A 12,718-nucleotide genomic window follows, 5' to 3' on the forward strand; every position below is an offset into this window, starting at 1 on the left:
AGTTAGATTTTGCATCATTTGCGCCTGGGATAACAGCCCCTTTAGCTTTTCAGTTCAGGGCTTCTATGCTTTAATGCGGCATGCAATCTACATTCCGCTCAGTTGCCATTGTCGGCAAGTATATGGACACTGCTGCCTTGCAGCAAATGCAAAGTGATTTGACCCGCTTGGCACATCACTTGTTAGCCAAGGGGCTGCATGTCTGTGTGGAAGCCAATACCGCAGCCTATGTGGAACAAGAAGGTTTTGAGCAGGCCTCGCTGGAGCAGATAGGCAGCAAAGCCGATTTGGTAATTGTCATGGGCGGCGATGGAACCATGCTGAGCGTCGGCCGTGCTTTGCGTGAAACCGGCGTGCCCTTGATTGGCATTAATCGCGGGCGACTCGGCTTTTTGACTGACTTGCAAACGGACCAGATGCTGGATGAGATTGACGAGATTTTACAGGGTCATTTTCAGCTTGAGTCACGCATGTTACTGCATTCAGTGGTGACCAGAGCGGGCAGCCAGATTTTGCCTGTGGTTGCCTTAAACGATGTGGTGATTAAAAGCGCTTTTCGCCTGATTGAGCTTGAGGTACATGTGGATGGTCAGTTTGTGTCAAGACAGCGTTCGGATGGCCTGATTTTGACCACGCCGACCGGGACAACCGCATATGGCTTATCTGCCGGCGGGCCGATTATGCATCCCGATCTGGAGGCGATTTCGATCGTGCCTATCAGTCCGCACACCCTCAGTTATCGGCCGATCACCGTGCCTGCGGACAGTGTGATTGACGTGATTGTGGTCAGCGCGGCGGACGCTCAGATGAGTTATGATGGCCAAGGCCAATTCCCTTTGGCCGCCGGGGACCATGTGCGTATTGCGCGCGCTGAGCAGTCGATTCGGCTCGTGCACCCTCAAGACTACTGCTATTTTGATATGTTACGCAACAAACTCAACTGGGGCTAACGCGCCCGTTTAACCATCTATGTTACAAGCCCTATCTATCCGAGATTTTGTCATTGTTGATGCGCTGGAACTGGAGTTCTCGGCAGGCTACACGGCACTCACCGGCGAGACCGGTGCAGGCAAATCGATTTTGATTGATGCGCTGTCGCTGAGTCTGGGCGCCAGGAACGAAGGCGATGTGACGCGCAAGGGCTGTGACAAAGCCGAGATTGCCACCACGTTTGATATTTCGGGTAACCAGGCGGCTGCAGACTGGTTGCGTGCACAAGAAATGGCCGTTGATGATAGCCTGATTCTGCGGCGCGTGATTTATGCCGACGGCCGCAGCCGTGCCTTTATTAACGGTGTTTCTGCAACCGTCGGGCAGTTGCGTGAAATCGGGGAGACGCTGATTGATATCTACAGCCAGAATGCACATCACTCCCTGTTAAAAATGGCCACCCAGCGAGAAATTCTGGATGCCTATGCGCAGGCAGTGCCTCTGGCTAAAGACGTGGCTAAAAGTTATAAAACCTGGTTTCAGCTGCATCAGCAACAGTTGGCATATGAGAAAAATGCCAGTGAGTATGCAGAGGAATTGGCCCTGTTGCGTGACAGTACCCGCGAGTTATCACAACTCGGCTTTATAGCAGAAGAATGGCTCGCCTTGCAGCAAGAGCATGTCAGGCTCAGTCATGGTGCCAGTCTGCTGACTGGCATGGAGGCGAGCTTGCAGATGATGAGTGAAGGCGAGGAGGTCAATGCGCTGGATTTGTTGTCGCAAGTGCAAAGCAAGCTCGCTGAATTGCAAGTCATCGATGCCGGATTGCAACCAATTGCAGAAACGGTCGATTCGGCGGTGATTCAGCTCGAAGAAGCGAGTCGTGCACTCAATCGGCATTTGCAAAAAAGTGAACTTGATCCTGAGCGTTTGGCTGAGGTGGAGTCACGTATTCAGACGATCCACACGGCGGCCCGCAAGTATCGGGTCAAGCCGGATGAGTTGCCAGCACTGTTGCAACAACAGCAAAGCCGGATGGCTGAGCTGGAAACGTTTGCCGATGACGGAGCCTTGGCAAAACAGGTGCAGGCAGCGTGGCAGACTTATCAGCAACAAGCCGCCGCACTGTCTGCTGTCAGACACCAGGCGGCGCAAGCCTTATCCGAGACCATCACCGGACAAATGCAGGCACTGTCACTCAAAGGGGGGCGTTTTTCGGTGAGTCTGACGCCGGGCGAACCGGCTGCCTATGGCCTGGAACAAGTGGAGTTTATGGTGGCCGGTCATGCCGGGGTCGAGCCGCGGCCGCTCAATAAAGTCGCGTCAGGCGGCGAGTTGTCGCGGATCAGCCTGGCCTTGCAAGTGACCACCGCGTCATTAGGCACCGTACCCTGCATGATTTTTGATGAAGTGGATGTGGGCATTGGTGGCGGAGTGGCTGAAGTGGTGGGCCGTTTGTTGCGTGAACTCGGTCGACACAGGCAGGTGCTGGTCATCACCCACTTGGCGCAAGTGGCCTCGCAGGCGCAACAACATTTGCAAGTCAGCAAGTCTGAACAGCAAGGCGTGACCTTGAGCCGGATTCATGCGCTCAATGTGCATGAACGGATTGAAGAAATCGCGCGTATGCTGGGCGGTTTGCAGATTACAGAGGCGACTCGCCAGCATGCGAAAGAAATGCTGGGTGTGACAGCCTGACTTGTAGCGTTTGCCATTGTGCAAGCTTTTGCGCAACACTCAGGCTGGCGTGGGCCGGGCTTGTTGAAGGCAGGGTGATCTGCGGGATCGTGGTCTCTAAAACAACATGCTTTTTAAAGAGCTTTGCCGCTGCTTGACCATTAAAGGCAATACATTCTATGGTTGGAATGTGTTTGAGTAAGCCTGGAATATCATTTGCAATCACAGACTTCGCGACAATCGCACTATCCAGGCTGCCAGGTCGGCTGGCCGAGTGACACACATCCCATACCGCCAACTTGAGTGATTGCAACTGTTCACAGCGTTGCGCATAAGCCGTTTGTTTTGGAATCCCAAATAATGTTTCCATGATGTGCCAGAACGCGTTTTGCGGGTGCGCATAATATTGATGTTGCCGCAGGGAGGTCACTCCAGGCAGAGAACCCAGAATCAGGATGCGGGCGCCGGCGCTGGCGATAGGTGGAAAACCAGCAGCACTATGCATGTGAATCTGTGGACTTAACATGCCTCTGAGCGAGGCTGACAATCAAGCGTATCCAGGTCGGTGTTAAGACCTGAATAGTTGATAGTTGAATATCAGGATTCGTTACAAGAGGTTTTTGTACATGTCCCATAAATAGTTAAAGAGTGATCTTGCATGCTAAAGCCATATTTTTCGGCGGCAGCTTTCTGTCTCTTTTCGATCTCTTCATCATAAAACTCTTCTACCCGGCCACATTTGATGCAGACAATATGATCATGGTGAGTGCCTTCATTCATTTCAAACACGGCTTTGCCACTCTCAAAGTGATGCCGTACCAGCAAGCCTGCCTGCTCAAATTGCGTTAAGACGCGGTAGACCGTTGCCAAGCCCACGTCTTCGCCGTTGGTGATCATGATCTTGTAGATATCCTCCGCGGACAGGTGGCGCTGCTCGCTGTTTTCAAATAGCTCCAGAATTTTTAAACGGGGCAGTGTTGCTTTGAGGCCTGCATTTTTGAGGTCTTTAGGATCATGCATAATTTTTGTCCGAGGGTTAAGTAGTATGGCGTACTTGATTCGCGAAACTACGTGGTATATTAATGTATGTAATGAATATACCGATTATAAAGTGAATCCAATGCGTAATTCTATCTTATTTGTGTTGGTTGTCGCATCTCTGGAGAGTGGGTGCGGCGCCAAGCTTCCATCAATGAAACCATTCAAGATGGACATCCAGCAGGGCAATGTGGTGACTTCAAAAATGTTAATGCAACTGCGGCCGGGTATGAACCGTTCGCAAGTCCGCTACATTATGGGGACACCGCTCATCGTAGATAGTTTCAGTGATAATCGCTGGGACTATTTTTACGAGTTACGCCAGCAAGGCCAAATTGTTGAAAAACGTCGCGTCATTCTGGATTTTGATAAGGACAGCCTGGTGGCTGTGCGTGGCGATGTGATTCCTTCGGCAGAGAACCCGGACATCAAAACCATTGTAGAAGCTCCGGTTAAAAAAGCTGAAGCAACGAAAGAGGAGTCCTGGGCGGACAAGCTGAAATTCTGGGAGGGTGATGCTCAAGCGAAGGAAGCTAAGCCAGCCAAAGCGGACTCAGCCAATAAAGTGGTCACTGCCGAGTCTCCTACGCAGGTTCAAGCAGCCGTCACTCCGCAGCAGATGGCCGATGAGGAAATTGTGCCGCATATCCCTGAGGGGGAATATAAGGCAGCCCCTACTCCGCAAGAAATGGTGAAAGCGAATCCGGCAGAGGCGAGTACTCCAGCTTTGGCGGCCAGTACACAGGCCATGAATGAAAAAACCATGGCGGCACAAATTGCAGACACCGTTGAGCCGCCACCTGTCTTTGAACAGGATGCTGCGCCGCCTGCTGTGGCAGTACCTGCGGCTGAATCGAATACTGCAGCAAGCGCGGCTTCCACCACGAGTCCTGCCTCTGCTGCAAATGCACCTGGCGTAAGTCCATCGGCCGCGGTCGCCGCGACGGCCGCTACCGTTGCTGTTGCTGAGGCTGCCCCTAAGTCAAAAAACAGCAAAAAATCAATCGCACCTAAACCGCAGACCAAGCCCTTGTCTGTTGCGCCGGTGGCTAAGCCAGCTTCACCACCGACTACAGTCAACATGACTGAAGATGACGAGGTTATCCCTTATATTCCTGAGGGGGAATATGTCGCGCCTGTCATCCCTACCGAACAGGAAATGATCAAGGGCAATATGGCTGAAGCCAATCAGCCTGCGACGGATGCACAAGCGCATCAAGTGACTGAAAAAGGCGTTGCCCCAAAAGCAGAAGCAGCCAGCCAGCCAGCACCTACATTTATTGCGGAGCAGTTGCCAGAACCTGAACCCGAACCGGAGCTGCCGCCTCCACCTCCACCGTCAGTTTCAAAACCAGCTGTCAAAGAAGCGGTTGCGCAAGTGCCTACAGCTAAAGAGTCTGTGACGCCAAGCAGCCCTGCCGCCGCGCTTGCAGTGGCGCCTGTTGTTGCTGAACCCGCTGCATCTCCTCAGTCTGAAAGTCTGGCGGCTGCACCTGTCACGCCTGTATTACCACCAGAAGCTGCGCTTGCCAAGCCAGCCGAGCATAATGTGGCGACCGTGGCAGAAAATGCTGCTGAGCCTTCTGCCGCTGTCGGTGATGCCGAGATTAATCAGGCAGTCGCCAATTGGGCGCAGGCCTGGCGCAGTAAGAATATTAAAACCTATCTGGCCGCCTACGCGCCTGACTTTGTGCCAGAAAACTTGCCCAGCAAAGCGGCATGGGAGGCACAACGCAAGCAGCGTCTTTCTCCCAGCCAGGGCCCAATCACACTGGTCTTGAATAATATTGTGGTGCAGCGCGATGGTGTCTCTGCGGTGGTGCAATTTGAACAAAAATATTCGGCCAAGACTTACAAAGATGTGCTGAATAAGACGCTTGAAATGCGTTATGAGCCTAGCCAAAGACGCTGGTTAATTGCGCGTGAGCGTACGGCAACGATTCCAGCCGTGGCTGCAGTAGCAGCAACGCCCAAGGTGATGTTGGCCGAGACGCCGATGGTTGCCCCTGCCATGGATCAGGCTGAAGTGGCAACACAACCTCCAGCCGCTACTCCTGAAGTCAGTGTAGAGGCGGCCGTGGATGCCTGGGCGCAGGCTTGGCGAAACAAAAATGTGAATGCTTATTTTGCTGCTTACTCGCCTGAGTTTGTGCCAGAAGGCTTGCCTAGCCGCGGAGCCTGGGAGGCGCAACGTAAAAAACGCCTGTCTCCACAGCAAGGTAAAATCACGCTCGAAATCACTGATGTGAGTGTGGCGCGGGAAGGGGATAGTGCAGTGGTCACCTTCAATCAGAAGTATGCTTCTAAAGCCTATCGCGACGAAATGGTCAAACGTCTGCAGCTCAAGCTGGATAACGCTAGCAAGCGCTGGTTGATCGTGCGTGAAAGTGCTGGCAATGGTGCAGAACTGCCAGCCACCAAGCAACAGGTGACGGCGCCAGAAGGCAGCGCAGAGCATCTGGATGGCGTGTTGGAGCAAATCGGTTTTTAATCCGTTTTTCTAAAATAGTATATAAAACAATAAGTTGAGCGAGTTATGTTGAAAGTAGTGATTGCAGGCGTGTCTGGCCGTATGGGGCATGCCCTGCTTGAAGGCGTTTTTTCTGATCCTGGCTTGCAACTGCATGCGGCCTTGGATCGTGCTGAAAGTGCCATGATTGGTCGAGATGCTGGTGAGCAGTTTGGCAAGTTGAGTGGCGTCAAAATTACTTCTGATGTTGAATCTGCATTGAAGGGGGCTGATGTGCTGGTGGACTTCACCCGTCCTGAAGCCAGTATGCAATATTTGCAAGCGTGTCAGCAGGCGCAGGTGAAGCTGGTGATTGGCACCACAGGGTTTAGCGAGGCTGAGAAAGTCAGTATTGAGGCAGCTGCCAAAAATATCGGGATTGTGTTTGCGCCCAATATGAGCGTGGGTGTCACCTTGCTGATTAACTTGGTTGAACAAGCCGCGCGCGTATTAAACCAAGGCTACGATATCGAAGTCGTCGAAATGCACCATCGCCATAAAGTCGATGCGCCGTCTGGCACGGCACTGCGCTTGGGCGAAGCCGCAGCCAAAGGCATAGACAAGGCACTGAAGGATTGTGCCGTGTATGCGCGTGAAGGTGTCACTGGTGAGCGTGAAGCGGGCACCATAGGCTTCGCAACCCTGCGCGGTGGCGATGTGGTGGGCGATCATACGGTGGTCCTGGCGGGTGTGGGTGAGCGTGTAGAGTTAACGCACAAGGCCTCCAGCCGGGCGACCTTTGCTCAGGGCGCGTTGCGCGCTGCCAAGTTTCTGGCAACCCAACAGGCCGGTTTGTTTGATATGCGAGATGTGCTTGGCTTTGACAAGAATTGATGGTTAAGCCGCTGATTTCACGCGGGCAATCATCATGCTTTAACATCCTCTGACAATACCTCGCCCTTGAGTGAGGCTTTAATCTAGGCTATAATGCCGCAATTCTGAACGGGAAGAGTCCAAAAAACTTTTCCCGTTTTGCACATCTACTCACCGCTGCATAGGGCCCTCGCAGGCATGTTGCGACCTTCAAAAGATGTGTTTCGATTCAAACTTAAGGAGCTAAAGGTGTCAAAAACAATTCCAGCGATTTTAGTGTTAGCAGATGGAACTGTTTTTAAGGGCATGAGCATTGGCGCTTCCGGTCATACAGTCGGTGAGGTGGTGTTTAATACCTCTATCACCGGTTATCAGGAAATTCTTACCGATCCTTCCTATACCGAACAAATTGTCACATTGACTTATCCGCATATTGGTAACTATGGTACCAATAGCGAAGATGTGGAATCTGGCAAAGTCTATGCTGCGGGTCTGATTATTCGTGACCTGCCCTTATTGGAAAGCAATTTCCGCAGTGAACAAAATCTTTCCGATTATCTCAAGACCAACAATGTAGTGGCGATTGCTGATATCGATACGCGCAAGTTGACCCGTATTTTGCGTGAAAAGGGTGCGCAAGCCGGCTGTATTATGGCGGGTGAGCATGTGGATGAAGCGCAGGCATTGGCCCATGCACAGGGCTTCCCCGGACTTGCCGGGATGGACTTGGCTAAAGTGGTGAGCTGTACACAAGCCTATGAGTTTACCGAGCAGGAATGGCAATTAGGCGCGGGCTTTAGCAAAGCGGCTGAGCAACAGTTTCATGTGGTGGCATTTGACTATGGTGTGAAACGCAACATTCTGCGCATGCTGGTTTCACGTGGCTGTAAAGTCACCGTTTTGCCGGCCCAGGCAACCGCCGAACAAGCCTTGGCCTATCAGCCCGATGGCATTTTCCTGTCTAACGGCCCTGGTGATCCTGAACCATGTGATTACGCAATAAAAGCGATCAAAACCTTGGTGGATTCAGGCATCCCCACTTTTGGGATCTGTCTGGGCCACCAGTTGCTGGCATTGGCCAGTGGTGCAAAAACCCTGAAAATGAAATTTGGTCATCACGGTGCCAACCATCCGGTACAGGATGTGGAAAGCAAGCGTGTGTATATCACCAGCCAGAACCATGGTTTTGCGGCTGACCCGGCGACGCTGCCTGCCAATGTCAAAGTGACGCATGTGTCATTGTTTGATGGCAGCCTGCAAGGGATCGCGCGTACAGACAAGCCCGCCTTCAGCTTCCAGGGACACCCGGAAGCCAGCCCAGGCCCGCAAGAAATGAGCGTGTTGTTTGACCGCTTTATCCAGTTAATGCAAGAAAGAAAGTCCATCTAATGGCAAAAAGAACCGACATTAAAAGTATTCTGATTATCGGTGCAGGTCCGATTGTCATTGGTCAAGCCTGTGAGTTTGATTACTCTGGCGCCCAAGCCTGTAAAGCCTTGCGGGAAGAGGGTTACCGGGTCATTTTGGTCAACTCCAATCCAGCCACCATCATGACTGACCCGGAAATGGCAGATGCGACTTACATCGAGCCCATTACCTGGCAAATCGTCGAAAAAATTATTGAAAAAGAGCGTCCTGATGCCTTGCTGCCAACCATGGGTGGGCAAACGGCATTGAACTGTGCCCTCGATCTGGACAAGCACGGCGTCTTGCAGAAATACAATGTGGAACTGATCGGCGCGACTAAAGAGGCGATTGATAAAGCCGAAGACCGTCAGAAGTTTAAAGAAGCCATGACCAAAATTGGCCTGGGTTCTGCACGTTCAGCGATTGCACACAGCCTCGAAGAAGCCTTGCAAGTGCAGGCCACTATTGGTTATCCGGCGATTATTCGCCCTTCGTTCACCATGGGCGGCAGTGGTGGTGGCATCGCCTACAATCGTGAAGAATTTATCGCCATTTGCGAGCGTGGCCTGGATGCCTCCCCAACCAACGAGTTGCTGATCGAAGAGTCGCTGCTGGGCTGGAAAGAATACGAGATGGAAGTGGTACGCGACAAAGCGGACAACTGCATCATTATCTGTTCGATTGAAAACCTGGATCCTATGGGCGTGCATACCGGTGACAGTATTACTGTTGCGCCAGCACAAACCCTGACCGACAAAGAATACCAGATCATGCGTAATGCCTCACTGGCCGTATTGCGTGAGATCGGGGTAGATACCGGTGGTTCCAACGTGCAGTTTGCCATCAACCCGAACGATGGCCGCATGATTGTGATTGAGATGAACCCGCGGGTGTCACGCTCCTCTGCGCTGGCATCCAAAGCAACAGGCTTTCCGATTGCCAAAGTCGCGGCCAAACTGGCGGTGGGTTTTACGCTGGATGAGTTGCGTAATGAAATTACCGGTGGTCAGACCCCGGCTTCATTTGAGCCATCGATTGACTATGTGGTCACTAAAGTGCCACGTTTTGCGTTTGAGAAATTTCCGCAGGCGGATAGCCGCTTGACGACCCAGATGAAATCTGTGGGTGAAGTCATGGCCATGGGTCGTAGCTTCCAGGAGTCTTTCCAGAAAGCGTTACGCGGTCTGGAAGTCGGTGTGGATGGTCTGGATTCGGTCACCGATGACAAAGACCGTATTGTCAAGGAAATGGGTGAGCCCGGTCCTGAGCGTATCTGGTACGTGGCGGACGCCTTCCGTTTGGGCATGAGTGTGGATGAAGTGTTTGATATCACCAAAATCGACCGCTGGTTCCTGGTGCAGATTGAAGAAATCATCAAACTCGAATTGTCATTGTCAGGCAAGTCGCTGGGGGATTTGACCAAAGAGACTCTGTTCCGCCTCAAGCGTAAAGGCTTCTCTGACCGTAGACTGGCCAAGCTGTTGAGCACAGACCAGCATGCAGTGCGTGCTTTCCGTCAGGCGCTTAATGTGCGTCCGGTCTATAAGCGCGTAGATACCTGTGCGGCTGAGTTTGCCACCAACACGGCTTATATGTACTCGACCTATGAGGAAGAGTGCGAGTCCAATCCGTCGGACAAGAAAAAAATCATGGTGTTAGGCGGTGGTCCTAACCGCATTGGTCAGGGCATCGAGTTTGACTATTGCTGTGTGCACGCGGCGTTTGCCATGCGTGAAGATGGTTACGAAACCATTATGGTCAACTGTAACCCTGAAACCGTCTCTACCGATTACGACACCTCTGACCGTCTCTATTTTGAGCCGGTGACACTGGAAGACGTACTCGAAATCGTCAACATCGAAAAACCGGTGGGTGTGATTGTGCAGTATGGCGGCCAAACCCCGCTCAAACTGGCGCGTGACCTCGAAAAAGCTGGCGTGCCTATCATTGGGACCACGCCTGATGCGATTGACCGTGCAGAAGACCGTGAACGCTTCCAGCAAATGCTGCATAGCCTGAACCTGAAGCAGCCGCCGAACCGCACAGCGCGTGCGCCAGAAGAGGCAATTCGCCTTGCGACTGAAATCGGTTACCCGTTGGTGGTGCGCCCTTCTTATGTTCTGGGTGGCCGCGCGATGGAAATCGTGCATGAGCAAAGCCAGTTGGAGCGCTACATGCGTGAAGCGGTTAAGGTGTCTAATGAGTCCCCAGTTCTGCTGGACCGCTTCCTGAACGATGCGATTGAAGTAGACGTGGATGCTTTGAGCGACGGTGAAGATGTGTTGATCGGCGGCATCATGCAGCACGTGGAACAAGCTGGTGTGCACTCTGGTGACTCTGCCTGTTCACTGCCGCCTTACAGCCTGAGCGACGACCTGCAAGATGAGTTGCGCAGACAAACCGTACAAATGGCGAAAGCGCTGGGCGTGAAGGGCCTGATGAACGTACAGTTTGCCGTGCAGAACAGTGGGCAGGGCGATGTCGTATATGTGCTAGAAGTTAACCCGCGCGCATCCCGTACCGTACCGTTTGTGTCTAAAGCCTGTGGCTTGCAGCTGGCCAAAATTGCGGCACGTTGCATGGCAGGTCAGACGCTGAAATCTCAAGGCGTGACCAAAGAAGTGATTCCGCCTTATTACTCGGTGAAAGAAGCTGTGTTCCCCTTCATCAAGTTTCCGGGCGTGGATACCATCCTGGGGCCTGAAATGAAGTCCACTGGTGAAGTGATGGGTGTAGGCAATACTTTTGCCGAGGCTTTTGTGAAGTCACAATTGGGGGCCTCTGTGAAGATGCCTACCGGGGGCAGAGCCTTTATCAGCGTACGTAACGAAGATCACAAAAAAGTGATCGACATTGCGCAGGACCTGGTTAAACTCGGTTTCACGCTAGTGGCGACCAAAGGTACAGCGCGTGCACTGGCCGAGCAAGGTCTAGAGGTGACACCGGTGAACAAAGTCGCTGAAGGCCGTCCGCATATTGTCGACATGATCAAGAACGATGAGATCAGTTTGATTGTCAATGTCACAGAAGACAAAAAGGCGATTACTGACTCGTATGAGATCCGCCGCAGCGCGCTTCAGAACAAGGTGACTTATTACACGACTCTGGCGGGTGCGCGTGCCGCTTGTATCGGCATGGCACAAAGCAAGGATATGGATGTCTACTCGGTGCAAGACTTGCACAAACGCCTTGGTTAACATACACTAGGCTTAGTTGATATTTAAATAAGCCACGCTCATTCGGGTGTGGTTTATTTTTTTTATACTCATTTTTTGAAGGTATTTTCATCATGGCAGTCAATCAGATTCCTGTCACCGTGAAAGGTGCAGAATTGCTCAAAGAAGAATTACAACGTTTGCGCGCGGTGGATAGACCCAATATTATCCAGGCAATCGCTGAGGCACGGGCACAAGGCGACTTGTCTGAGAATGCAGAGTATGAGTCAGCCAAAGAGCGCCAGAGCTTTATCGAAGGCCGGATTGCCGAGCTTGAGGCGAAATTGTCCAACCTGCAGATTATTGATCCAACCATGCTCAATGCAGAGGGTCGTGTGGTGTTTGGCGCGACCGTGAGATTTGAAGACCTGGATTCTGGCGATGCTAAAACCTACCAGATCGTGGGTGAGGACGAAGCCGATATCAAAAATGGCAAAATCTCGGTTAGTTCGCCAATTGCACGTGGCCTGATTGGCAAGTCTGAGGGTGAAGTCGTTGAAATCCAGTCTCCAGGCGGCGTGAAAGAGTACGAAATCATTGAGGTACTCTACGTTTAGTCCTTGCGATTGAATCATCTGGGATGCGTGAATAGCAGAAAATAGGAGCGTAGCAGCGATGGCCAAGCAATCAGGACTCACCGGATGGTTAAACCCGGTCTTACTTACGTTATGGGTGGGGGCTTTGTGGATGACCGCCATCACCGCCAGTGTGCTGTTCAAAACCATTCCTGACCATATGCTGGCCGGAAACGTCGCAGGAAAGTTGTTTACGATTGTCAGCTACATTGGACTTGTCAGCGGCTTGTGGTTGTTGATCCAGCGGCTGGCGAGTGACGGTTTTTCCGCATTCAAGCAAGGCCTGTTCTGGGTGATCCTCATCATGTGGATACTGGTCCTGATTGGCGAATTTGGCATCCAGCCATTATTGGCTCAGCTCAAAGCCAGTGCTCTGCCAAACGATGTAATGCAAAGTGTGTTCGCCAGCCGCTTTAAAACCTGGCATGGTGTGGCGAGTATTGCTTACATGATTGAGTGTTTGTTAGGCGTCTGGTTGGTGGTCAAGTCGAACTGAGGCCAATAAAAAACGCGCAAAGGAATGCGCGTTTTTTGTATCAGGCGTGTTTGTGAGC

10 protein-coding genes are annotated in these 12,718 nt (G+C 52.1%); 8 read left to right on the plus strand and 2 right to left on the minus strand.

Features of this window, described 5'->3' with window-relative positions:
• Positions 1–80: 80 nt before the first annotated feature.
• Positions 81–950 (plus strand): NAD(+) kinase, encoded by an 870-nt coding sequence (locus AACH41_RS04865; RefSeq protein ID WP_338657130.1) that lies wholly within the window; start codon positions 81–83, stop codon positions 948–950.
• 19 nt (positions 951–969) lie between these two features.
• On the plus strand, positions 970–2,628 hold the full coding sequence (recN, locus tag AACH41_RS04870; RefSeq protein WP_338657132.1) for a DNA repair protein RecN: 1,659 nt from the start codon (positions 970–972) through the stop codon (positions 2,626–2,628).
• Here recN and AACH41_RS04875 read toward each other — a convergent pair.
• Positions 2,576–3,112, minus strand: a complete 537-nt coding sequence (locus AACH41_RS04875; RefSeq protein ID WP_338657134.1) for a DNA-deoxyinosine glycosylase — start codon at positions 3,110–3,112, stop codon at positions 2,576–2,578. The genes recN and AACH41_RS04875 overlap by 53 nt on opposite strands.
• A gap of 92 nt (positions 3,113–3,204) precedes the next feature.
• Positions 3,205–3,627 carry a ferric iron uptake transcriptional regulator gene (gene fur / locus AACH41_RS04880; protein ID WP_194747128.1) on the minus strand — a complete coding sequence of 141 codons (423 nt, stop codon included), beginning with the start codon at positions 3,625–3,627 and terminating at the stop codon, positions 3,205–3,207.
• Between the two features lie 172 nt (positions 3,628–3,799).
• Between fur and bamE the strand changes: the two genes are divergently transcribed.
• From bamE to AACH41_RS04910, 6 genes are all read left to right on the plus strand, one after another.
• Entirely contained in the window at positions 3,800–6,136 is a 2,337-nt protein-coding gene (gene bamE / locus AACH41_RS04885; RefSeq protein ID WP_338657136.1) for an outer membrane protein assembly factor BamE, read from the plus strand.
• A 45-nt stretch (positions 6,137–6,181) separates the two neighbouring features.
• Complete coding sequence (gene dapB / locus AACH41_RS04890; RefSeq protein WP_194747126.1) at positions 6,182–6,988, plus strand: 4-hydroxy-tetrahydrodipicolinate reductase; 807 nt, start codon at positions 6,182–6,184, stop codon at positions 6,986–6,988.
• Between the two features lie 228 nt (positions 6,989–7,216).
• The gene (carA, locus tag AACH41_RS04895) at positions 7,217–8,356 is read left to right on the plus strand and encodes a glutamine-hydrolyzing carbamoyl-phosphate synthase small subunit (protein ID WP_338657139.1); all 1,140 of its coding nucleotides are present in this window, start codon (positions 7,217–7,219) and stop codon (positions 8,354–8,356) included.
• Positions 8,356–11,571 (plus strand): carbamoyl-phosphate synthase large subunit, encoded by a 3,216-nt coding sequence (carB, locus tag AACH41_RS04900; protein ID WP_194747124.1) that lies wholly within the window; start codon positions 8,356–8,358, stop codon positions 11,569–11,571. Before carA ends, carB begins: the two co-directional genes overlap by 1 nt.
• Before the next feature lie 92 nt (positions 11,572–11,663).
• The gene (gene greA, locus AACH41_RS04905) at positions 11,664–12,146 is read left to right on the plus strand and encodes a transcription elongation factor GreA (RefSeq protein WP_194747123.1); all 483 of its coding nucleotides are present in this window, start codon (positions 11,664–11,666) and stop codon (positions 12,144–12,146) included.
• A gap of 58 nt (positions 12,147–12,204) precedes the next feature.
• Positions 12,205–12,660, plus strand: coding sequence for a DUF4149 domain-containing protein (locus AACH41_RS04910; RefSeq protein ID WP_194747122.1), 456 nt, complete (start codon positions 12,205–12,207; stop codon positions 12,658–12,660).
• The last annotated feature ends 58 nt before the right edge of the window (positions 12,661–12,718 follow it).

Origin of the sequence: Methylophilus sp. DW102, from assembly GCF_037076555.1 — a bacterium.
GTDB classification, from domain to species: domain Bacteria; phylum Pseudomonadota; class Gammaproteobacteria; order Burkholderiales; family Methylophilaceae; genus Methylophilus; species Methylophilus glucosoxydans.

What these genes read in the sequence shown, in the direction of transcription:
- greA (WP_194747123.1), top strand. Translation starts at nt 11,664, where the DNA reads ATGGCAGTCAATCAGATTCCTGTCACCGTGAAAGGTGCAGAATTGCTC.
- fur (WP_194747128.1), bottom strand. Translation starts at nt 3,627, where the DNA reads ATGCATGATCCTAAAGACCTCAAAAATGCAGGCCTCAAAGCAACACTG.
- dapB (WP_194747126.1), top strand. Translation starts at nt 6,182, where the DNA reads ATGTTGAAAGTAGTGATTGCAGGCGTGTCTGGCCGTATGGGGCATGCC.
- bamE (WP_338657136.1), top strand. Translation starts at nt 3,800, where the DNA reads ATGAAACCATTCAAGATGGACATCCAGCAGGGCAATGTGGTGACTTCA.
- carB (WP_194747124.1), top strand. Translation starts at nt 8,356, where the DNA reads ATGGCAAAAAGAACCGACATTAAAAGTATTCTGATTATCGGTGCAGGT.
- AACH41_RS04910 (WP_194747122.1), top strand. Translation starts at nt 12,205, where the DNA reads ATGGCCAAGCAATCAGGACTCACCGGATGGTTAAACCCGGTCTTACTT.
- AACH41_RS04875 (WP_338657134.1), bottom strand. Translation starts at nt 3,112, where the DNA reads ATGCATAGTGCTGCTGGTTTTCCACCTATCGCCAGCGCCGGCGCCCGC.
- recN (WP_338657132.1), top strand. Translation starts at nt 970, where the DNA reads ATGTTACAAGCCCTATCTATCCGAGATTTTGTCATTGTTGATGCGCTG.
- AACH41_RS04865 (WP_338657130.1), top strand. Translation starts at nt 81, where the DNA reads ATGCAATCTACATTCCGCTCAGTTGCCATTGTCGGCAAGTATATGGAC.